Consider the following 21896-nt stretch of genomic DNA (forward strand, 5'->3'; position numbering starts at 1 on the left):
CCCCGACCGCCCCTACATGTGAAGGCCATGGCACCTTTGACCGCGCCCGCGCGGCACAACCTCCCCCGTCCGGGCACCGGATTCGTGGGCCGCGAACGGGACCTGAGTGATCTGCTCCGCCTGCTCGGCTCCAGCCGCTCCGTCACGTTGTGCGGAGCCGACGGGATGGGGAAGACCCGTCTGGCGATACGCCTGGCCGAGCAGTCCACCGTCTCCTTCCCCGACGGCGTGTGGATGGCCGACCTGGCGGACGCGCGCACGGCCCTGGAGGTGTACGCGCGGGTGTGCGCCGCGGTGGGCGTGGTCGAGGAGCCCGGACAGCCGCTTTCGGCCACGGTGACCGACGCGCTGCGCGACCGCCGCCTGCTGCTGGTGCTGGACTCCTGCGAGCACGTCATCGACGAGGTGACGGAGGTCGGCGAGGCCCTGCTGGCCGCCTGCCCCGCCGTGTCGGTCCTGCTCACCAGCGAGGACCCGTTCCGGTTGTCGGGCGGAACGGTGTGGCGGGTGACCCCGATGGCCCTGCCGCTGCCCGCGCGCAAGGGGCCGCCGCCCGACCCCTCGGGTTCGGAGGCGGTACGGCTGTTCCTGGACCGCGCGCGCACGTGCGACCCCCGCTTCTCGGTCTCGGCCCGGGAGCTGGAGACCGTGACGGAGCTGTGCGACCTGGCGGGCGGGATCCCGCTGGGGATCGAGGTGCTGGGCGCGAGTGCGCCCGGGACCGGTCCCGGGGAGCTCGTCGAGAAGCTGCGCGCGTACCTGGCCTCCCCCGCGGCCCGGCCCGGGCCGGGCCAGGCCGTCTCACGCATCGAGATGCTGCCCCTGGTGCTGGACTTCGTGTACAGCGGCCTGCCGGAGGCCGAGCGGGTGCTGTTGCGGCGCCTGTCGGTGTTCCGGGGGTGGGACCTGGAGCTGGCAGAGCGGGTGTGCGCCGACGAGGCGCTGCCGGAGTCGGCCGTCCTCGACCTGTCGGCGTCGTTGCTGAACCGCTCGCTGATCACGGTGACCGGCGAGTTCGAGGGCCGTGTGCGCTACCGGTTGCCGGAGGCGGTACGGCGGTTCGCGCGCTCCCGGCTGGTCGCCGAGGGCGAGGCCGAACTGTTCCAGGAGCGGCTCATGAACCGGATGCTGCACCTGGTCGAGGACCTGGGGCGCACGTTGGAGTCGAGCCGGTCCATGCCGTGGAAAGAGCGCGACTCCGCACGGCGGCGGGTGGGCGCCGAGTGCGACACACTGCGCTCGCTGTTGCGCTGGTCGCTGGACCACGGCGCGGCCGAGCCGGGACTGCGGCTGTGCGCCAGCCTGGTCGCGCACTGGGTGAGTCACCAGCACTACGCCGAGGGCACTTACTGGATGGACCGGCTGCTGGAGCTGGATGACGCGGCGAAGGCGCCCTCACGGGCGCGGGCGCTGGTGGGCCGGGCCCAGCTCGCGCGGGTGCGGCACGACCACGCGCTGGCCCTGTCCCTGGGCGAGGAGGGTCTGCGGCTGTGCCGGGAGGCCGGGGACGACGTGTCCGTCCGCGCCGCGCTGAACCTGCTCGCCCTGGTGGAGGTGCTCAACCGCGTACCGGACCAGGCCGCGGTGCGGGTGGAGGAGGCGCTGCGGCTGTGCCGTGACGCGGGCGACCTGTGGGGCGAGGCGATAGCTCTGGGGACCCGGGCGGCCCTGGTCGCCCAGCAGGGTGACCATCCCACGGCCGACCACCACTACAACGCCGCTCTGACCCTGCTGCGCGGTATCGACCACCGGTGGGGGGTGGGCGTCACCCTCATCGGCCAGGCCCACGCGGCCGAGGCCGGTGGGGACCTGGTGACGGCGGACCGCTGTTACCGGGAGGCGCTGGACACCCAGCGGATGATCGGCGCGGTGGCCGAGGAGGCGCGCTGCCTGGCCGGAATCGGCCGGGTGGCCCATGCCCAGGGCTCCACGGGCCAGGCCTACGACTACCTGAGCGAGGGGCTGCTGCTGAGCCACTCGACGGGACAGCGCGCCGACGCGGCCTGTGCTCTGACCGCGATCGCCCGGGTGGCCTTCGGCTCCGGACTGCGCGAGTCCGCCTGCCGCCTGGCCGGTGCGGCGACGAGCGTGCGCGAGCGGCTGGGACTGCCCGTGCACGCGGCCCCGTGGCCGTTCGCGGACGAGGAGAGGACGCGTCGCCGGCGCCGCCGCCTGGTCCACTGGTGGGAGCAGGGCCGTGGCCTGGGCCTGTCGGGCGCGGTCCGCGAGGGCGAGCGGCTGGTCGAGGAGGGACGGCGCCCCCCGCCGCGCCGCGGTACCTCACCGCAGGCCAGGCGTAACGAACGCGGGCGCGAGGCGCGGAAGGTGGTACCTCCCTCGCCGGACTCGGTGACCCCCGAGGAGACCCTGACCAGGCGCGAGCTGGAGGTCGCCCTCCTGGTGAGCCGGGGAGAGAGCAACCCCGGAATAGCCCGTGCGCTGTTCATCACCTCGTCGACGGCGGCACGACACGTGGCCAACATCAACCGCAAGATGGGCTTCCACTCACGTACGCAGATCGCCGCATGGGTACGGCGTCACCAGAGGCCGGACTGACTGTCCGATCTGCCCGGTTCCGCCCCACTCCCGGGTGGGCGATCTCCTTCCCCATCGAATCTACATATGCATGTGCATGGCAAGATGCATGTGCATCTGGCTGTGAACGCGTTAGGCTTCAAGCCATGGGACATCACGTTCGTGACACTGCGGTGACACGAACGTGTGGGTCCCGGAAACGGCCGTCGGGGACCGGATCCAGAACCGGGAGTGCCACGGCCCCCGGTTCCGGGAAGGTCTTCGGAGCCGAGGGGAGACCGCGTCGGCGCGAGGTGCGTCCTGGGGAGGAAGACCGTACCCGCCGACCGGAGCGCCGCCGCCGGGTTCGCCACGTGGAGGGGGCGTGACGAGCCCGGGTGGCGGTGCCACCGACAGATGGGTGAGCTGGGGGTACGTATGGGGGTAGGGCTGTCTTCAGGAACCGGACGACCGGGACGCCACCTGCCGCGTCGGGACGACCCGATCGGCTCGTTGACCGGTGGCCTGTGCGAACGGCTGCGTCTGCGGTCCGGACGGGTGGGAACGATCCGCGGACACGGGTACCGCGTGGACGCGCTCTCCTTCGCGACCGAGGTGGAACGGGCCGCCGCCGGACTGAGCCACCGCGGCATATGTTTCGGCGACGTGGTGGGGATCCTCGCGCCGGTCTCCCCCCATCGGTTCCTGGCCACGTACACGGTGAAGGCCGTGGGCGGGCGCGCCCTGCCCCTGTCGGTCACCTCCGACATGGAGACCCAGTGCGCCGTGCTCACCGAGACCGACACGCGCCTGCTGTTCGTCAGCGCCGACATGGCTCCGACCGCGTTGGAGCTCGCGGAGCGTTCGAGGGTGCGGCAGGTCATCTCGTTCGGAACGGCGCTGGGGACGACGCCCTTCAGGGAACTGCTGCAGCCCAGCCCGGACGGCAGCGGCTACAGCCCCGCCCGCGGCCTGTTCGACAACGGCATCCTGGGCTATGAGCGCACCGGAAACGGACTGCTGACCACGCTGTATCCCTACAGCGACCTGATGGCGCGCTTCGCGGAGCTGCGCGACCGGCTCGAACTCACCTCCGACGACGTGGTGGCGGTGGACGAGAGCGGGGACGAGGTGGCACGGGTGGTGCTGGTGGCACTGGCCCTGTGGACGGGGGCGTGCGTGGTGGCGGGTGCGGGTTGTCCGCCGCCCGAGGGACGCCAGGTGACGGTGCGCTGCGCTCCCGAACCGGAGCGGGTCGCCGAACCACCGGCCGCCGGAGCGTACTGACCGTCGGGGCGTGAGGGGAGGCGCCGCGACCGGGGGCGGCCGCGGACCGGTTCAGTCCCCGAGCGCCATCTCCGCCGTCGGGGACTCCTCGTCGGTGTCGTCGCCGGGCAGCTGGTCGTCGATCTCGAACCAGGCCACGTGCGTGGCCTCGCTCCAGTACTCGCCGCTGCGGGTGGCGCAGCTGTCGACGATGAGTTTGCCCCGGCCGAAGTCACCGCCGTCCTCGCGTGAGTGAAGGCCCTCGCCGTCGCGCGCTCCCTGGTCGGCGACGGCCACGCGCAGGCGCCCGGTTCCGGAGCGTATGAACAGCGTCATGACGCCGCCGCTCTGCCCGGAGCGCGAGTGCAGCAGGGCGTTGGTCGCCAGTTCGCTGACGGCCAGCTCGGCGTCGTCCAGTGAGCTCTCGGAGTGCTCCGCCCGGGCGAGGAAGTCGCGCACGCGCGCGCGGATCGAGCGCACCGCGGTCAGGTTCCCCGCACAGCTCCACACCGTGTGGTCGGTGACCCCTCCGGTGAGGTCCCCCGTCTCGATGGGCGGTGCGGTCGGAGCCATGCCCTCCGGCACCTCCGCGGGCACGTATTCCCGGAGTTGCCTCGCCTCAGCCATCCGGTCACTCCAATCACCCGCGACGGGCGCGCGGGTTGCGCCGCCTGCACTCACCTTAGACAAGGGTGTACTGGCTCCAGAACAGCACACCCGGGTTCCCCCTGCCCGAGATCGGCCACAAAACCCCGTCACGTGTCATCCCCGAAGTGGACAAAGGAAACAGTCCGGACCCCAGGGTCACCCATGTGAGGTGTAACACGTTGGCAATACACGCCCGGATCAGCGGTTCCGCTGACAGAACGATGGACAGGAACGATAATCGTTCCCATATTCGGGCCGCCTCCGGCCCGCCATCCGCCGTGGGCGAGGACGCCCGCGCGCCGACACCGAAGGGGCCACATGAAGATCGCGTTCGCGGGCAAGGGCGGCAGCGGCAAGACCACCCTCTCCGCACTGTTCACCCGCCACCTGGCCGCCCAGCACGTCCCCGTGGTGGCCATCGACGCCGACATCAACCAGAACCTGGGTGCCGCCCTGGGCGTGCCGGAGGAGAGCCTGGCCGGGCTCCCGCCCCTGGGCGCCCACCTGGAGGAGATCAAGGAGTTGCTGCGCGGGGACAATCCGCGCATCGCCTCGGCACAGGCGATGATCAAGACCACGCCGCCGGGCCGTGGATCGCGCCTGCTGACCGTGACCGGGGACAACCCGCTGCACTCGCGCTTCGGCGCACCGGCCCGGGGCGCCACCCTCATGGTCACCGGCCCGTTCGCAGAGGGGGACCTGGGCGTGTCCTGCTACCACTCCAAGGTGGGCGCGGCCGAGATGTACCTCAACCACCTGGTGGACGGCCCGGGCGAGTACGTGGTCGTGGACATGACCGCGGGCGCAGACTCCTTCGCGTCGGGGATGTTCACCCGCTTCGACATGACCTTCCTGGTCGCCGAGCCCACCGTGCGCGGCGTGGGCGTGTACCGCCAGTACGCCGAGTACGCCCGCGACCACGACGTGGCCGTCCGGGTGATCGGCAACAAGGTGCAGGACGAGGCGGACGTGGAGTTCCTGCGTGAGCACGTGGGCGAGGCGCTGTCGGGGTGGATGACGCACTCGGGGTTCGTGCGCTCGATGGAGAAGGGCCGCCACCCGGACCTGTCGGACCTGGAGGAGGACAACGTCAAGACCCTGGCCCGGATGCGGGACATGGTGGACGCCGCGCCCAAGGACTGGGAGAAGTTCACACGGCAGTCGGCGGAGTTCCACCTGCGCAACGCGCGGGCGTGGGCCAACGAGGCCAAGGGCGCGGACCTGGCCGCCCAGTTGGACCCCGACTTCCTCATGGGTCCCACAGCTCTCACTGGTTGATTAAGTCAACACAAAGAAAGACAAAAACGACAAATCCCACACTAAACACCACATTTTCACTTCCCCATGACATCGATTGGAGTACAACCGGGGCCACTCACACCGCACCGTACGGCACGGCGGGCGGGCGGGCGCCACGCTCACACGGAAGCGCGCGGCACCCGCCCGAAGCCGCCCGAAGCACCAGGTCACAGCGGATCCCGTCGCCTCTTCGAACACGCACCCGTGACGCCGGGGTGAAGCTTCGCATGCACCAAAACATCCGTTCCGACCCGGTTTGACGCTTTCAGGTGGAAGAACAAGGATCGTTGGGGTCCGACACCCGTCCGGTGTCCCCCCGGCGCCGCCCCCGGGCGCCCTCCCCGGTGCCGGACGACCGAAGTTATCCGTCCCCACACGAGGTGCCCAGTGCCGTCCCTGCCCGAAGATCCCCAGACCTCCCGTGCCCTCGTCCCCAGCCGCCGTTCCCTGCTCCGCGCGTCGGCGACGGGTATGGCCGTCGCCCCGGTACTGGCCGCCTGCGGAGGGGACTCCGGCTCCGGGGGGTCGGGCGGGGACGAGCCCCAGTCGGGCGGTCGGCTGCGCGTCGGTGTGGCGGGCGGCGGTGTCAACGACACCCTGGACGCGCACAAGCCCACCGACAACGTGGACATCGCGCGTAACCACGCCCTCTACGCCACCCTGGTGCGCTACACCAACGAAGGCGTCATCGAGAACCACCTGGCCGAGTCCTTCGAGCCCAACGAGGACGCCACCGAGTGGACCGTCGTGCTCAAGGAGGGCCTGACCTTCCACGACGACTCCCCCGTCACCGCCGACTCCGTCGTCTTCTCGCTCCAGCGCATCCTGGACCCGGACGAGCCCCTGCGCGGTGCGGGCGACCTGGCCGGCGTGGACCCCGACGCGCTGGAGGTCGTGGACGAGCGCACCGTCGTCATCCACTGCACCGAGCCCACGGTCACCCTGCCCGACGCGCTGGCGGAGTACTACAACTGCGTCGTGCCGGAGGGCTACGACCCGAAGGCCCCGGTCGGTTGCGGCCCGTTCCGCCACGCGGAGTTCACCGCGGGCGAGTACAGCCTCTTCGAGCGCCACGAGGGCTACCACGAGGAGGGCCTGCCCTACGTGGACGAGCTGGAGATCGTGGACTTCCCCGAGGACGACGCGCGTGTCAACGCCCTCAGCAGCGGCAGCGTCGACCTCATCTCCCAGGTCCCGCACGCGCAGGTGCCCGTGCTGGAGGGCAACCCGGACGTGGACATCATGGAGTCCGAGACCGGCATGTGGCTGCCGTTCACCATGCGCGTGGACCAGGCGCCCTTCGACGACGTCCGGGTCCGCCAGGCCTTCCGCCTCATCGTGGACCGTCAGGAGATGATCGACCAGGCGCTCGCCGGATACGGCCAGGTCGGCAACGACATGTACGCGCGGATGGACCCCTCCTACCCCGAGGACTTCGAGCAGCGCGAGCAGGACATCGACGAGGCCAAGCGCCTGCTGGCCGAGGCCGGGCACGAGGACGGCCTGGAGGTCGAGCTGGTCACCTCCGACATCAACGCGGGCGTGGTGGCCGCCGCCGAGGTCTTCCAGGAGCAGGCCCGCGAGGCCGGGGTCACCGTCGACCTGCGCCGCGTCAACCCCAGCGACTACTGGAGCGAGGAGGAGGGCTTCCCCTACGCCTTCGGCCAGGACTTCTGGAGCGCGCGCAACTACATCACCCAGACCGCTCAGGGCTCGGTGGTGGGCGCCCCCTACAACGAGACCATGTGGGGCGAGCACGAGGAGTGGCTGGGCTACCTGGAGGAGGCCCGCCGCACCGCCGACGAGGAGGAGCGCCACGAGCTGATCCGCGAGGCGCAGCGGGTCGAGTACGAGGAGGGCGGCTACATCGTGTGGGGCTTCGTGAACCTGCTCGACGGCCACAGCACCGCCGTGCACGGGCTGGAGCCCTCCGTCTCCGGGCACCCGCTGGGCTCCTACGCCTTCCACCGGGTCTGGATGGAGCAGTAGTGGGCCGGCTCCCCTCCCCGCCGAAGCCGACCACCACCGGAAGCTCCCCATGACCCGACTCATCGTCGTCCGCCTCCTCTTCGGCGCGCTGACGCTCTGGGCGGTGTCCCTCGTGGTCTTCGCGGCCACGCAGGCACTGCCCGGCGACGCCGCCCAGATGATCCTCGGCCGCGACGCGACGCCGCAGCGCGTGGAGGTGCTGCGCGACCAGCTCAACCTGCACGAGCCGGTGGCCGTGCAGTACATGCAGTGGCTCCAGGGGATCGTCCAGGGCGACCTGGGCACCTCCTACTCCAACCGGATGCCCGTGAGCGAGGTCCTCGCCTCTCCGGTGGGCAGCTCGCTGGCCCTCATGGGGATGGCCGCCCTGGTGGCCACCCCCGTCGCCCTGGCCGTGGGCGCGTTCAGCGCGCTGCGGAGGGACCGGACCTTCGACCACGCCTCCTCCCTGGGGACGCTGGTCGTGGCCTCCATCCCCGAGTTCGTGGTCGGCATCCTGCTGATCCTGCTGCTGGGCCCCGGCGGGCTCGACCTGCTCCCGTCGGTGTACTCCCGTGTGGGCGGCCCCGACCAGTGGGTGCTCCCGGTACTGACCCTGGCCTTCGCCGTGGCGCCGCCGATCGTACGGATGATGCGGGCGACGATGATCGAGGTCCTGGAGAGCGAGTACGTGCAGCAGGCGCGGCTCAAGGGCCTGGACGAGCGTGTGGTGCTCTGGCGGCACGCCGCGCCCAACGCCATCGGACCGGTCGCCCAGGTGGTCGCCCTGCAGCTCGCCTGGCTGGCGGGCGGCGTGGTGGCCGTCGAGTTCCTGTTCAACTTCCCCGGCGTCGGAAAGATCCTCATGGACGCCATCGAGAACCGCGACGTACCGCTGATCCAGGCCGTGGTGCTGCTCATCGCCGGGGTGTACATCCTCGTCAACCTGCTCGCCGACGTGACCGGGCTGGCGGCCAACCCGAAGGTGAGGGTGGCGAACCGATGAGCGCTCCTTCGAAGACGGACACGGTGCCCGCGGCGGTGCGCACCCGCGGCGCCGGACTGCTGCGTACCGCGTGGGGCTTCGGCCGGACGAAGGTGGGCGTGGTCCTGACGGGCCTGATCGTCCTGATCGCGGTGGCGGGGCCGTTCGTCGCCCCGTACACGCCCACCGAGTTCGTGGCCAAGCCCTTCGAGACGGGTGCGGACGGCACCGTGTTCGGCGGTGACAACCGCGGACGCGACGTGCTCACCCGTTTCCTGTGGGGCGGATGGACTCTCCTGCTGCTCGCGGGCTCCGCGGCCGGGATCGGCGTGGTGGCCGGAGCCGTGGTCGGCGTGGTCGCGGGCTACCAGCGCGGCTGGCTGGACGACGCGCTCATGCGTGCCAACGACATCCTGCTGGCCTTCCCCCAGCTGATCGCCGCGCTGCTGGTGATGTCGGTCCTCGGTCCACAGGTGTGGCTGATCGTCGCGGTCATCGCGGTCTCGCACATGCCGCGTGTGGCCCGGGTCGTCCGCGAGGCGACGCGCAAGGTGATCGAGCAGGACTACGTGAAGGCCGCCGAGGCGATCGGTCTGCCGCGCTGGCGGATCATGGCGGTGGAGATCCTGCCGAACGTGTCCAGCCCGCTGCTGGTGGAGCTGGGTCTGCGGCTGACCTACTCGATCGGTGTGGTCGCGGTGCTGGGCTTCCTGGGCATGGGCCTGCAGCCGCCGACCGCCGACTGGGGCCTGATGATCAACGAGAACCGGCAGGGCATGGCCGCGCAGCCGTGGGCGGTGGCGCTGCCCGTGACGGCGATCGCGGTCCTGACCATCGGAGTCAACCTCATCACCGACGGGCTGTCGCGGGCGGCCATCGGTATCGACCGGGGGGTCGGGAAGTGACACGGGACAAGGCACAGGACCAGGACACGACCGCTGGGGAGACCGTACTGGCGGTGGACGGACTGAAGGTCATCGGACGGCCCTCGGACGTGGAGATCGTCAGCGGGGTGTCGGTCTCGGTCGGCCGGGGCGAGATCCTCAGCCTGGTGGGCGAGTCCGGCTCGGGCAAGACCACCCTGGGGCTGTCGCTGCTGGCGCACTGCAAGCGCGCCACGCGGATCAGCGCCGGGCGCGTGGAGGTGGCGGGGAAGGACCTGGCGTCACTGTCGGAGCGGGGCGTGCGCGAGCTGCGCGGGCGTGCGGTGGCCTACATCCCGCAGTCGCCCGCCTCGGCGCTCAACCCGGCCCTGCGGCTGCGCACGCAGTTGGGCGAGGCCCTGCACGACGCGTCGTTGTCGGCGGCCGAGGCCGTGGCGCGGATGCGCGAGGTCCTGCGCGAGGTGGCGCTGCCCGACGACGACGCGTTCCTGACCCGCTACCCGCACCAGCTGTCCGGCGGCCAGCAGCAGCGGGTGGCCATCGCGATGGCCTTCGTGGGCCGCCCGGACGTGATCGTGCTGGACGAGCCGACCACCGGCCTGGACGTGACCACCCAGGCGCACGTGCTGGGGACGATCCGCCGGATGACCCGCGAGTACGGGACGGCGGGGGTCTACATCAGCCATGACATGGCGGTGGTCGCCGACCTGGCCGACGAGGTCGCGGTCATGTACCGGGGCGAGCTGGTCGAGCGCGGGCGCACCGACGAGGTGATGAGCGCTCCCGAGCACCACTACACACGCCAACTGCTGCGGGCGGTGCCGCTGCTGCGCACCGAAGGGCACGAGGACGAGGCGGAGCCCGAGGGGGAGCCGCTGCTGCGGGTCTCGGGGCTGTCGGCCGGGTACGGACGCACACGGGTGCTGGAGGGCATCGACGTGTCGGTCTCCCGGGGCGAGTGCGTGGCGCTGCTGGGCGAGTCCGGCTCGGGCAAGACCACCCTGGCGCGCTCGGTGGCGGGACTGCACCACCAGTTCACCGGCGAGGTGCTCTTCGACGGTCGGCGGATGGCCACCAGCAGCTACCGGCGCACCGCCGAGCAGCGGCGCCGGGTGCAGTACGTGTTCCAGAACCCCTACGAGGCGCTCAATCCGCGCAAGCGGGTGCGCGACCAGATCCTGGGCCCCTACCGGCACCTGACGGGCAGGCCCGGGGACCCCGACGCGGTGGTGGCCGAGGCACTGGAGCGGGCGGCGCTGTCCGCCTCCTACGCCGACCGCTTCCCCGAGCAGCTCAGCGGCGGCGAGCGCCAGCGCGTGTGCATCGCGCGTGCCGTGGCCACCCGCCCCGACCTGATGGTGTGCGACGAGATCACCTCCGCCCTGGACGTGTCGGTGCAGGCGGAGATCGTGCAGTTGCTGCGGAACCTGCAGGACGGCGGGATGGCGCTCCTGTTCGTCACCCACAACATCGCGCTGGTGTCCAACATCGCCCAGCGGGTGGCGGTGCTCGACCAGGGACGGATCGTGGAGTACGGACCGGTCGGCCGGGTGATGTCGGCGCCCGAGCACGAGTACACGCGCGCGCTGATCTCGGACACCCCGGACTTCCAGCCCGCCCTCGCCGGGACCTCGGAGTAGCGGACCGGAGCCACCGGTCACCGTGCCCGGTCGGCCTCCGGTACGCGCGCACGCGGCGGGGTCAGGGCCAGCAGGGCCACCAGTCCGAGGGCGGAGGTGGCGAACAGGGCGGCGCCCATGGGTACGGCGGTGCTCTCGTCCAGCCCCACCAGCGGCGCCACCACCGCGCCGAACAGCGGGGACAGGGCACCCAGTACCGCGCTGGCGCTGCCCGCCCTCCGTTCCTGGCCGTGCATGGCCAGCGCGAAGGAGCTGGTGAGGATCATCCCCATGCACGTCATGTACACGAAGACGGGCACCACGAGGGTCATCAGCGGGCCGCCGGCCAGCGTCGCCACGAACAGCACACCGGTCACCGCCACCGCCGTGGCCACGGCGCCCAGCAGCAGGGGGCGCTCGCCGAACCGGGCGCTGAACCGCCCCACCGCCCAGCTTCCGGCGATGATGGCGGCGCCGTTGATCCCGAACAGGATCCCGAAGGCCTGCGGGGACGCGCCGTACAGGTCCTGGTAGACGAACGGCGTCCCGGCGACGTAGGCGAAGCTGCCGCCGTGCACGAGGCCGACCACCAGGGCGTAGCCGAGGAAGGAGCGGTCCCGTAGCAGCGCGCCCATCGTCCGCAGGGTGCCGCCGACCGTGCCGGGGATGCGCCGCTCCACCGGCAGGGTCTCCTCCAGCCGCAGCGCCACGACCAGGACGATCACCACGCCGAGCAGCGCCAGGGCCAGGAAGACGGCCTCCCAGCCGGTGAAGGACGGCCACAGGATGGCGCCGCCCGCGATCGGCGCCGCCAGGGGCGCGACCGCGTTGATCACCATCAGCAGGGCGAAGAACCTGGTCAGGTCGTTGCCGGAGAACACGTCGCGCACGACCGCGCGGGAGAGCACGACCCCGGCGGAGGCGGTGAATCCCTGGAGGAAGCGGGCCGCCGCCAGGACGGCGATGTCGGGGGCCAGCGCGCACAGCAGCGACGACAGCACGAACAGGACCAGGGAGGCGATCAGCGGCCCGCGCCTGCCCCGGGCGTCGCTGATCGGGCCCACCACCACCTGGCCGACGGCGAGTCCGACCAGGCAGGTGGTCAGGCTCAGCTGCACGTGGGAGGCGCTGGCGTCCAGGTCGGCGGCGATCTCGGGGAAGCCGGGCAGGTACATGTCGATGTTGAGCGGCCCCAGGACGGCGAGCATGCCGAGGAGGAGGGCGAGGCCCAGACGTGCCCTGCCGGTCGGATTGTGCTGCATCGGCGCTCTCTCATGGGGACGGAGGGCGCTGCGCGCCGCGAACCTGACGTCGGGCTGGCCGCGGCGGCCGTCTCCGGCGGTCCGGCGGGGGCGGGACCGACGCGGGGCCGTCAGGAAGCGTCCGGTTCGGAAGGGACGGATCGGGCCGGCACCCTAGAAGAGTACCGACATCACCTCTCCCACCTGCCGGAAGCCGACCTTCTGGTAGGCGGCCCGGGCCGGGGTGTTGAAGTCGTTGACGTAGAGGGTCACGCGGGGTGCGATCTCCGCGAGCGCGTAGTTGACCACGGCCGCCATCCCCGCCGTGGAGTGGCCCCGACCGCGCAGGTCCGGGTGCACCCACACCCCCTGGACCTGGCAGGCGTGCTGGGTGACCGCGCCGATCTCGGCCTTGAACACCACACGGCCGTTCTCGATGCGCGCGAAGGCCCGGCCGGTGCGCACCAGCTCCTCCACACGGGCCCGGTAGAGCGTGCCGCCGTCGCCGGAGTCCGGCGGGACGCCGACCTCCTCCGTGAACATGGCCACGCACGCGGGCACGAGGGTGTTGATCTCGGACAGGCGGACCCGGCGCACCAGGGGGTCGGCGGGCACGACGGGCTCGCCGCTGATCTCCAGTACCGGCTGGCTGGCCCGGATGGCGCGGGCGGGCCCCCACGCGGGGGTGACCTGCTGCCAGAAGTCGCTGACCGCGTCGACCGGGCCGACGATCGAGGAGCAGCGGCGGCCGCGCCAGCGGGCGTGGTCGGCGAAGCTGCGGATGGCGGCCGGGCCGGCGTTGACGGGGACCATGTTGGCGCCGGAGTAGCACAGGGCGGTCAGACGGCCCCGCTCCACGTGTCCCCACACCTCGGTACCGCTGGATCTGCCGGAGATACCCGTGGCCATCAGGCGGGAGGCGACGAACACGTTGCCGACGGGATCGGTGTCCAGAAGCGCCCGGACGGGCTCCCGGTCGCGTTCTCCCAGGATCCGTATCGGCGAGGTTCGCAGCATCGCATCTCCCCCCTCTTCCCGGTCGCCTCATGTGGGCCCCGGAGGACGACTGGTCGAGCCTGTTCGCGCTGTTTCCAGCCTATTCGACCGGTTGCCCGGATGCCCCCCGCACCCCGAGGGCGACGGGTTCGGCCGGGTTCCCGGGCTCGTCGCGCACGGTGCCGGGACGGGGCTCGGGGCGTGTCTGGCAGGTGACGTCGGGGCCGGTGCCGTCGGCGCGGGCGGGCAGTTCCCCGTCGCGGAGGTAGGCGGTGACGACCTCGTCCACACAGGTGTTCCCGCTGAGCGCGACGCCGTGGGTGAGGCCGCCCTCCTCGGTCACCAGGGCCGCCCCGGGCAGGCGCTCGCGAAGGGCGAAGGCTCCCTCCACCGGGGTGGCGCCGTCCTCGGTGGCGTGCACGAGGAGTGCGTCGCCGCCGTAGGCGGGGTGCTCGCCCGGGCCGTCGCCGACCTGGAACCAGTCGTCGGACTCGGCGCCCCAGGTCGCGCACGGAGCGTTGTACCAGGTGTTGTTCCATGCCATGAAGGGGGCCTCCCGGTGGGCCTTCCCGGCGTCGGCACGCCAGGTGGACCAGTCCCGGGGCCAGTGGGCGTCGGTGCACTGGACCGCGAGGTAGCCGCCGTAGCCCCGGTCGGAGCCAGCGTCCTCCCCGTGGGCCTCGTACAGCGCGAGCAGCGGCGCGTCGTCACCGTCGTTGATCCGGGCCGCGAGCACCCTGGCGACCGAGGGCCAGGAGGCACCGCTGTAGGCGATGACGATGACGGCGCCCTCCAGCTCGGTGGGGCCGACGGTGCCCCCGGCGGGCTCGTCGGCCAGGTCGGAGCGCAGGGCGTGGTAGGCCTCGGCGACCTCCTCCCCGGTCGTGCCGAGTCCGTAGACGCCGTCGTGGCGGGCCGTCCAGTCGAAGAAGTTCCGGGCCGCGCGGTCCAGGGCCCTGCTCTGGACGAGGTTGCTCTCGTACCAGGGGTTGTCGGGGTCGACGACGCTGTCCAGGACCAGGGCGCGGACCCGGTCGGGGTGGAGCGCGGAGTAGACGGTGCCCAGGTAGCTGCCGTAGGAGTAACCGAGGTAGTCGATCCGGTCCCGGCCCAGGGCCGCCCGGATGGCGTCCATGTCGTGGGCGGTGTCCTCGGTCCGGGTGTGCTGGAGGAGGGGTCCGGTGTTGTCCGCACAGGACCGGGCGTAGTCCGCGGCGTCGGCGCGCAGGGCGGCCTCGGCGGTGGCGTCCGCCGGGACGGTGTCGGGGCGCACGGGCGCGAAGAAGTCCGGATCGCAGGTGATGGAGGGCGTGGAGGCGCCGACCCCGCGCGGATCGAAGGCGACGACGTCGTAGATCCCGCGCAGCCGCGCGGGCAGGCGCTGATGGGTGTGGGAGGCCCACACGCGTCCGGCGCTGCCGGGACCGCCGGGGTTGACCAGCAGGGTGTGCCGGGCCTCTCCGGTGGCGGGGACCCGGGACAGGGCGATCTGGACGGTGTCGTCGCCGATCCGGCCGCCGTCGGAGGTGCGGGCGAGGGGGACCGTGAGGGTGGCGCACTCCAGGTCCTCGCCGGCGACGGGCCGCAGGTCCTCGCAGGGTCCCCACGTGAGGGTCCCCTCGTCGACGCGGACGCTCTCGCGGGCCCGTTCGACCGGATCGGCCTGGGCGGGGACCGTGGCGACCAGGGAGGCCAGGACCGCCCCTGCCGAGACCGCGGCCCGGGTTCGTGCTCGCACTCGTCTACCCCCTCGCACCCTTTGTTACTCTATGAATTATTACCAATGCGTAGAGTTACAAACGGAAGTGACGCGTCCACTCACCAGGTCCAAGCGGGTGTGCCCCGGTAGCATGTGCCCTGCCTGGAGCAGATTTGGACAAAACAGACGGGGCGAAGGAACACCATGCGGCTGGATCGTGTCGATGAGCGGATCATCGCGATACTCGGCGCGGACGCGCGGATGAGCTTCGCCGAGATCGGCGGTCAGGTCGGACTGAGCCCCTCGGCGGTCAAGCGTCGCGTGGACCGGATGGTGGGGTCCGGCGCGGTGCGCGGGTTCACGGTGGTGGTGGAGCCCCAGGCCGTCGGATGGACCACCGAGGCGTTCATCGAGCTGTACTGCCGCGCCCGCACCTCTCCGGGAGAGATCCGGACCGGCCTGGCGGGATACGCCGAGATCACCTCCGCGTACACGGTCACCGGGGACGCGGACGCCATCGTGCAGGTCCGGGCCCGCGACACCCACCACCTGGAGGAGGTCATCGAGCGGCTGGGCGCCGAGCCGTTCGTGGTGCGGACCAAGAGCACGCTGGTCCTGTCCCGTCTGGTGGACCGGCCCATCCTCGCCGGAACCGCCGACCTGCCCTGACCCCCGCTCCCGGACACGGACGACGGCCCCGGTCGCACGTCGTCGTGCGGCCGGGGCCGTCGTCGTCGCACCGGAGGATCCGGGGGCTCCCGCCTGCGAGGCGCCGGAACACGGGGAGGAGCGGAGCCCCGGAGGGGCGCCGCCTCAGTCCTCCGGAAGGGCGACCGGGGCGAGTTCGTCGAACAGGTCACCCGGGCCCGGGTTGCCCGGGTCGGTCTCACCGCCGAGGTGGTGGACCACGCCCCACACGGCGTTCAGCGCGGTCTGCACGGCGCCCTCGGCCCAGCCCGCCGTCCAGGACACGTCGTCACCGGCCAGGAACAGGCCGCGGTGGCGCTCCTCCAGTCCGTCCTGGCGGAAGTGTGTGAACAGGCGGCGCTGGTAGCGGTAGTGGCCCGGCAGGTTGGCCTTGAACGCGCCCATGAAGTAGGGCTCGCCCTCCCACGACACCGTCACCGGGTCGCCGGTGATGTGCGAGCGCACGTCCACGCCCGGGTAGATCTTGGACAGCGACGAGAGCATGACCTCCAGGCGCTCGTTGGCCGGCAGCGGCAGCCACTTGAGCGAGTCGTCGCACCAGGTGTAGGACATGCAGATCGCCGCCGGGCCCTCCGGGTCGGAGCCCTCCAGGAGGTAGGTGCCCCGGGTCATGCGGTCGGTGAGCGTCATGCTCATGACGTCACGGCCGGTCTCGGGGTCCTTGTCCCGCCAGAACGCGCGGTCCACCGGAACGAAGAGCTTCGAGGACTCCATGTAGTGGGTGCGCTCGATCGCCGTCCAGTGGTCGATGGGCAGCAGGTCCTCGTCGCAGTCGATCTTGGACAGCATCATCCAGCTCTGCGCGGTGAACACGGCCGTCGCGTAGGTACGGGTGGACCCCGACGCGTCGGTGACCGTGATGTTCCCGGCCGGGGAGCCCTTGGCCGCGGTGCGGCGCAGCGCGGTGACGGCCGGCCTCGGTCCGCCCTCGTGCAGAGAGGCCAGGGTGGTGCCCCCCGCCCAGTGCACGAGCTTGTCCGGGGCGTCCTCCCACAGGCGCAGCGGCAGCTGCTCCACGCCGCCGACGATGCCCATGTGGTCGTCGTCGGCGCCGGTGTAGGTGACGCGCAGGATCTCCAGGATGGAGTTGGGGAAGTCGGTGTCCCAGCCGCCGGTGCCAAAGCCCACCTGACCGAAGATCTCCCGGTGGCGGAAGGAGGCGAAGGCCGGGGACTCGCACAGGAAGCCGTAGAAGGTCTGGTTGTCGAGCCGGGCGACCAGCTCGTTCCAGATCTCCTTCTGGGTGGCCACGTCGCGCTCGCGGATGGCCTGCTGCATGCGGGTGTGCTGGGCCCGCTCCAGGGTGGCCTCCCAGGCGCGCGCCACCTCGCGGTAGACCTCGGGCAGGTCGTCGAGGGTGGTGGCGTAGTGGGACCTCCCCTTGAGGTCGACCACGGTGCTGGGGGTGGCCGGGGAGAGAGGGTTGGGGAAGGGCTCCGTCTCCAGGCCCGCCCGGTTCGCGTAGTGCCAGAAGGCGGTGGAGGAGGGCGGGAAGCGCATGGCGCCCATCTCGGCCACCACGTCGTCGGGGCAGCCCTCGAACTTCTCCGTGCGCAGCCGCCCGCCGATGCGGTCGGCCTCGTAGACGACCGGTTTGAGGCCCATCTTCATGAGCTCGTAGGCGGTGACGATCCCCGACAGCCCGCCGCCGATGACGGCGACCTCGGTGCCGTGGTGCGCGGCCGGGACCTGCCCGAGTCCGGCGGGGTGCTCTAGATAGGCGTCGTAGGCGAACGGGAAGTCCGGCCCGCACATGTTCAGCGGCGTGCTCCGCGTGGGTGCGGCGCCAGCGGCCGTGGGCACGGCAGACGTCATCAGGCCCCTCCTTCACATGGGTGTCCTCCGGCGAAGTACCGGTCGGTTGCGTGCGTGCGAATGGTGTTCGTGGTGTGCCCGGAGGCCCTCCAAGCGCTGCTCGGGGCGGCGCCCGGAGCCGGGCACCGGTCGGGTCGGCGCCACCTGTCCGGCGGGTGCGGAGCGCGGTCACACGGTGAGCGTCCGGTACAGGTCCGGGCGGCGGTCGCCCAGGTAGGACTGCTCCCGGCGGACGCGGGCGACCGCGTCCGGATCCACGTCGCCGACCAGGAGCTGCTCACCGGATCCGGCGCGCAGCGTCTCGGAGCCGTCGGGGGCGAGCAGGACGCTCCGGCCCGCGTAGCGCAGGTTCCCCTCGGTGTCGCAGCGGTTCACGTAGGCCAGGTGGAGCTGGTTCTCCAGGGCGCGCACGGGCACGATCCGCTCGGGGACCTCGGTGAAGGGCAGCATGAGCGCGGTGGGGACCACGAGGAGCTCGGTACCGGCCAGGGCGTGGGCGCGCACGGCCTCGGGGAACTCGACGTCGTAGCAGACCAGCAGGCCGACGCGGACTCCGCCGAGGTCGGCCTGGACGACCGGGTCGGCGCCCGCGGTGAAGGCGCCGCGGTCCAGGTCCCCGAACAGGTGGGTCTTGCGGTAGGTCGCCAGGCGGGTACCGGTGGCGTCCACGAGCTGGACGGAGTTGTACACGGTGCCGTCGGCCCGCTCGGGGAAGCCGTGCACGATGGCGACGCCGGTGTCGGCGGCGATGGCGGCGACGGCCTCGCCGAGGGGGCCGTCAGCGGGCTCGGCGAGTGCGGCCAGGGCTCCGGGGCCGAGGTTGTAGCCGGTCAGCGACATCTCGGGGCCGACGAGCAGACGGGCTCCGGCACCGGCCGCGGCCGCGGCGCGGTCGGCGAGCCGGTCGAGGGCGTCGGCGGGGTCGCCGCTGTGTCCGGTGCCCTGGTCCAGGGCCACGCGCAGGGGTCCGCGTGTCACGCCTCACCTCCTGTTTCCTCCGTCGCTGGGCGCCGCGTCCACTCTAGGTGGGCGAAGGCGTCCGAACAGTGCGCCGAACCCGTGGAATCCTGCGTATTCTCGCTGGACCGTGGCGCTTCATTGCGCGTCTGCGTGGATCCGTGCCGACATCGGTGCGCGGAGAGCCTTCGGAGAACAGACGGGGGCCGGGGAGTCTCCCCGGCCCCCGTCTGTTCACGTGTCCGTCAGGAGCGGGCCCCGGAGACCGGCTCGGTCGGCTCGGCCTCCAGCGCGGAGCGGCGCATGCTGTAGCCGAAGTAGATGGCCATGCCCACGGCCAGCCAGACCAGGAAGGCCGCCCACACGCTCAGCGGCATGCTGAACATCAGGTAGGCGCAGGCGAGCACGCCCAGGACCGGGGTGACCGGGGAACCGGGCACGCGGAAGGCGCGCGGCAGGTCGGAACGGGTACGGCGCAGCACCAGGACGGCCACGTTGACCAGGGCGAACGCGAAGAGCGTGCCGATGGCGGTGGCGTCGGCGAGCGGGCCGAGCGGGACCAGCGCGGCGAGCACCGCGATGAGCAGGGAGGTGATGAGGGTGTTCGTACGCGGGGTGCCCTTGGCGTCCAGGGTGGAGAAGGCCCTGGGGACGAGCCCGTCGCGCGACATCGCGTAGAGGATGCGGGTCTGGCTGTAGAGCACGACCAGGACCACGCTGGCCAGGGCCAGGACCGCACCGGCGGCGAAGATGACCGCCCACACGGGGGTGCCGGTGACCTCGGTCAGGATGCCCGCCAGCGTGGTCTCACCGTCGACGAAGCCGGTCCAGTCGAGCGCGCCGACCGCCGTGAAGGCGACCAGGCAGTAGATCGCCGTCACCAGGATCATCGCGAACATGATCGCGCGGGGCAGGTCGCGCTGCGGGTTCCTGGCCTCCTCACTCGCCGTGGAGACCGAGTCGAAACCGATGTAGGAGAAGAACAGTGTGGCGCCCGCGGCGCTGACACCGGCCATGCCCATCGGCATGAACGGGGCGAAGTTGCCGTCCTGGACGGCGGTGATCGCGATGACCACGAACATGACCAGGATGGCGACCTTGACGGCGACCATGACGGCGTTGGCGCGGCTGCTCTCGCGGACCCCCGCGAGCAGGGCGAACATGGCCAGCACGACCACGACGGCGGCGGGCAGGTTGACCAGGCCGCCCTCCAGCGGACCGGCGAGCACTGCGCTCGGCAGGGACATGCCGGTGGTGAGCCGGAGGAGTTCGTTGACGTACTCGCCCCAGCCGACGCCGACGGCGGCGACCGACACGCCGTAGGTGAGCATGAGGCACCAGCCGCACACCCAGGCCATGAACTCGCCGATGGTGGCGTAGCTGTAGGAGTAGGCCGACCCCGAGGCGGGGATCATCCCGGCCATCTCGGCGTAGGCGAGCGCGGAGAACAGCGCGGTGATCCCGGCGAGCACGAACGAGAGGATGACGGCGGGTCCGGCGACGGGCACGGCCTCGCCCAGCACGACGAAGATCCCGGTGCCGAGGGTGGCGCCGATGCCGATCATGGACAACTGCCAGAAGCCCATGTGCCTCTGGAGGCCGGTGCCCTCGCTGTCCTCCGTCTCGGCGATGAGCCTCTCGATCGGCTTACGCCGGGTGAGACGCTCCTTCAGCGCGGGCGCACCGCCCGGGCCTCCGGGCCCGCGGTTGCCCGCCGGGCTCTTCTGGTCCACCACGTGACTACTCCTCGTTCCTGTACACGGGCACACCGATCCCCGGGAGAAGGAACGGTGGGGGGCGGAAGGGGGCGCTTCGTACCTGCAACGACCCGAAAATGCCCTCAGCAACGGTAGCGGCGTTACCTACGTAACATGACCCACATTCGTTGCGTCTCTCAGGGACAAGTGAAGCAATCCTGCGTTCTCGTGCAACATAACGCACGCAAGCGTGATACATGCCACATATCGTCACGTTAGGTCACCAATTCCGCCTGACCTGCGAGGACATCGCTTCCCCGCGCGGAGGCCCCGGGGACCGGCCTCGTGCGGACCGACCCGCCACACACGAAAGCGGGGCGCGCGGCGGTCGCCGCGCGCCCCGTTCGGAGCAGGGGAAGGGTCAGCCGGCCACGGAGACGGTCGGCTCGCCCGACTCGGCCCCGGCCTCGCCCATCTCCTCGGCGATGCGCATGGCCTCCTCGATGAGGGTCTCCACGATCTTGGACTCGGGCACGGTCTTGATGACCTCGCCCTTGACGAAGATCTGGCCCTTGCCGTTGCCGGAGGCCACACCCAGGTCCGCGTCGCGCGCCTCGCCCGGACCGTTCACGACGCAGCCCATGACGGCCACGCGCAGAGGAACCTCCATGCCCTCGAGGCCGGCGGTGACCTCCTCGGCGAGTGTGTACACGTCCACCTGGGCCCGGCCGCAGCTCGGGCAGGAGACGATCTCCAGGCCGCGCTCGCGCAGTCCCAGCGACTCCAGGATCTGGTTGCCGACCTTGACCTCCTCGGCGGGGGGCGCGGACAGGGACACGCGGATGGTGTCGCCGATGCCCTCCGAGAGCAGCGCGCCGAAGGCCACCGAGGACTTGATGGTGCCCTGGAAGGCCGGGCCGGCCTCGGTCACGCCCAGGTGCAGCGGGTAGTCGCACGCCTCGGACAGCAGCCGGTAGGCGTTGACCATGACCACGGGGTCGTTGTGCTTGACCGAGATCTTGATGTCGCGGAAGCCGTGCTCCTCGAACAGCGAGCACTCCCACAGCGCCGACTCGACCAGGGCCTCCGGGGTGGCCCTGCCGTACTTCTCCAGCAGGCGCTTGTCCAGCGAGCCGGCGTTGACGCCGATGCGGATCGGCGTACCGGCGTCACCGGCCGCCTTGGCGATCTCGGCGACCTTGTCGTCGAACTTCTTGATGTTGCCCGGGTTGACGCGCACGGCCGCGCAGCCGGCGTCGATGGCCGCGAACACGTACTTGGGCTGGAAGTGGATGTCGGCGATCACCGGGATCTGCGACTTCTTGGCGATGGTCGCCAGCGCGTCGGCGTCGTCGTTGGTGGGCACGGCCACGCGGACGATCTGGCAGCCCGAGGCGGTCAGCTCCGCGATCTGCTGGAGCGTCGCGTTGATGTCGGAGGTACGGGTGGTCGTCATCGACTGCACGGACACCGGAGCGTCCCCGCCGACGGGGACGTTTCCGACCATGATCTGCCGCGTCCTGCGCCGGGTCGCCAGCGGGCGCGGCGGTGCGGTGGGAATACCGAGCTCGACGGTCACGCTTGATTCACCTCGTCTGCC

The 21896-nt window shown here is 71.5% G+C and carries 16 protein-coding genes; 8 read left to right on the forward strand and 8 right to left on the reverse strand.

Annotated features, from left to right (window positions below; genetic code table 11):
- Positions 1-27 precede the first annotated feature (27 nt).
- Both FYX01_RS07330 and FYX01_RS07335 read left to right on the forward strand, forming a co-directional pair.
- Complete coding sequence (locus FYX01_RS07330) at positions 28-2556, forward strand: LuxR C-terminal-related transcriptional regulator (RefSeq protein ID WP_394350439.1); 2529 nt, start codon at positions 28-30, stop codon at positions 2554-2556.
- A 396-nt stretch (positions 2557-2952) separates the two neighbouring features.
- Positions 2953-3801 carry an AMP-binding protein gene (locus FYX01_RS07335; protein ID WP_150238886.1) on the forward strand — a complete coding sequence of 283 codons (849 nt, stop codon included), beginning with the start codon at positions 2953-2955 and terminating at the stop codon, positions 3799-3801.
- A 51-nt stretch (positions 3802-3852) separates the two neighbouring features.
- On the opposite strand, the gene FYX01_RS07340 is transcribed toward FYX01_RS07335, so the two are convergent.
- Positions 3853-4407, reverse strand: coding sequence for an ATP-binding protein (locus tag FYX01_RS07340; protein ID WP_150238889.1), 555 nt, complete (start codon positions 4405-4407; stop codon positions 3853-3855).
- A gap of 339 nt (positions 4408-4746) precedes the next feature.
- Between FYX01_RS07340 and FYX01_RS07345 the strand changes: the two genes are divergently transcribed.
- The 5 genes from FYX01_RS07345 (at position 4747) to FYX01_RS07365 (ending at position 11204) form a co-directional block, all read left to right on the forward strand.
- A complete protein-coding gene (locus FYX01_RS07345; RefSeq protein WP_150238891.1) occupies positions 4747-5706 on the forward strand; it encodes an ATP-binding protein in 960 nt (319 codons plus the stop codon).
- A 408-nt stretch (positions 5707-6114) separates the two neighbouring features.
- Entirely contained in the window at positions 6115-7716 is a 1602-nt protein-coding gene (locus tag FYX01_RS07350; RefSeq protein WP_150238893.1) for an ABC transporter substrate-binding protein, read from the forward strand.
- Between the two features lie 49 nt (positions 7717-7765).
- Positions 7766-8701: an ABC transporter permease gene (locus tag FYX01_RS07355; protein ID WP_150238895.1), complete on the forward strand. Its 936-nt coding sequence runs from the start codon at positions 7766-7768 to the stop codon at positions 8699-8701.
- On the forward strand, positions 8698-9585 hold the full coding sequence (locus FYX01_RS07360) for an ABC transporter permease (RefSeq protein WP_150238897.1): 888 nt from the start codon (positions 8698-8700) through the stop codon (positions 9583-9585). The genes FYX01_RS07355 and FYX01_RS07360 overlap by 4 nt, the downstream gene beginning before the upstream one ends.
- Entirely contained in the window at positions 9582-11204 is a 1623-nt protein-coding gene (locus FYX01_RS07365) for an ABC transporter ATP-binding protein (RefSeq protein ID WP_150238898.1), read from the forward strand. The genes FYX01_RS07360 and FYX01_RS07365 overlap by 4 nt, the downstream gene beginning before the upstream one ends.
- Before the next feature lie 17 nt (positions 11205-11221).
- On the opposite strand, the gene FYX01_RS07370 is transcribed toward FYX01_RS07365, so the two are convergent.
- The 3 genes from FYX01_RS07370 to FYX01_RS07380 form a co-directional block, all read right to left on the reverse strand.
- Complete coding sequence (locus tag FYX01_RS07370) at positions 11222-12445, reverse strand: multidrug effflux MFS transporter (protein WP_150238900.1); 1224 nt, start codon at positions 12443-12445, stop codon at positions 11222-11224.
- A gap of 153 nt (positions 12446-12598) precedes the next feature.
- Positions 12599-13441 (reverse strand): GNAT family N-acetyltransferase, encoded by an 843-nt coding sequence (locus FYX01_RS07375; protein WP_150238902.1) that lies wholly within the window; start codon positions 13439-13441, stop codon positions 12599-12601.
- Positions 13442-13520: 79 nt separating this feature from the next.
- Positions 13521-15158 (reverse strand): alpha/beta hydrolase, encoded by a 1638-nt coding sequence (locus FYX01_RS07380; RefSeq protein WP_150238904.1) that lies wholly within the window; start codon positions 15156-15158, stop codon positions 13521-13523.
- A 165-nt stretch (positions 15159-15323) separates the two neighbouring features.
- Here FYX01_RS07380 and FYX01_RS07385 point away from each other — a divergent pair, with 165 nt between their 5' ends.
- The gene (locus FYX01_RS07385; protein WP_150238906.1) at positions 15324-15788 is read left to right on the forward strand and encodes an Lrp/AsnC family transcriptional regulator; all 465 of its coding nucleotides are present in this window, start codon (positions 15324-15326) and stop codon (positions 15786-15788) included.
- Between the two features lie 144 nt (positions 15789-15932).
- On the opposite strand, the gene FYX01_RS07390 is transcribed toward FYX01_RS07385, so the two are convergent.
- The 4 genes from FYX01_RS07390 to ispG form a co-directional block, all read right to left on the reverse strand.
- Positions 15933-17642, reverse strand: coding sequence for a flavin monoamine oxidase family protein (locus FYX01_RS07390; protein WP_150238908.1), 1710 nt, complete (start codon positions 17640-17642; stop codon positions 15933-15935).
- A gap of 168 nt (positions 17643-17810) precedes the next feature.
- The gene (locus FYX01_RS07395) at positions 17811-18620 is read right to left on the reverse strand and encodes a carbon-nitrogen hydrolase family protein (protein WP_150238910.1); all 810 of its coding nucleotides are present in this window, start codon (positions 18618-18620) and stop codon (positions 17811-17813) included.
- A 224-nt stretch (positions 18621-18844) separates the two neighbouring features.
- The gene (locus tag FYX01_RS07400; RefSeq protein WP_150238912.1) at positions 18845-20335 is read right to left on the reverse strand and encodes an amino acid permease; all 1491 of its coding nucleotides are present in this window, start codon (positions 20333-20335) and stop codon (positions 18845-18847) included.
- Between the two features lie 382 nt (positions 20336-20717).
- Positions 20718-21875 (reverse strand): flavodoxin-dependent (E)-4-hydroxy-3-methylbut-2-enyl-diphosphate synthase, encoded by a 1158-nt coding sequence (ispG, locus tag FYX01_RS07405; RefSeq protein WP_150238914.1) that lies wholly within the window; start codon positions 21873-21875, stop codon positions 20718-20720.
- Between the last annotated feature and the right edge of the window lie 21 nt (positions 21876-21896).

The organism is Nocardiopsis quinghaiensis (assembly GCF_008638365.1).
Classification (GTDB): domain Bacteria; phylum Actinomycetota; class Actinomycetes; order Streptosporangiales; family Streptosporangiaceae; genus Nocardiopsis; species Nocardiopsis quinghaiensis.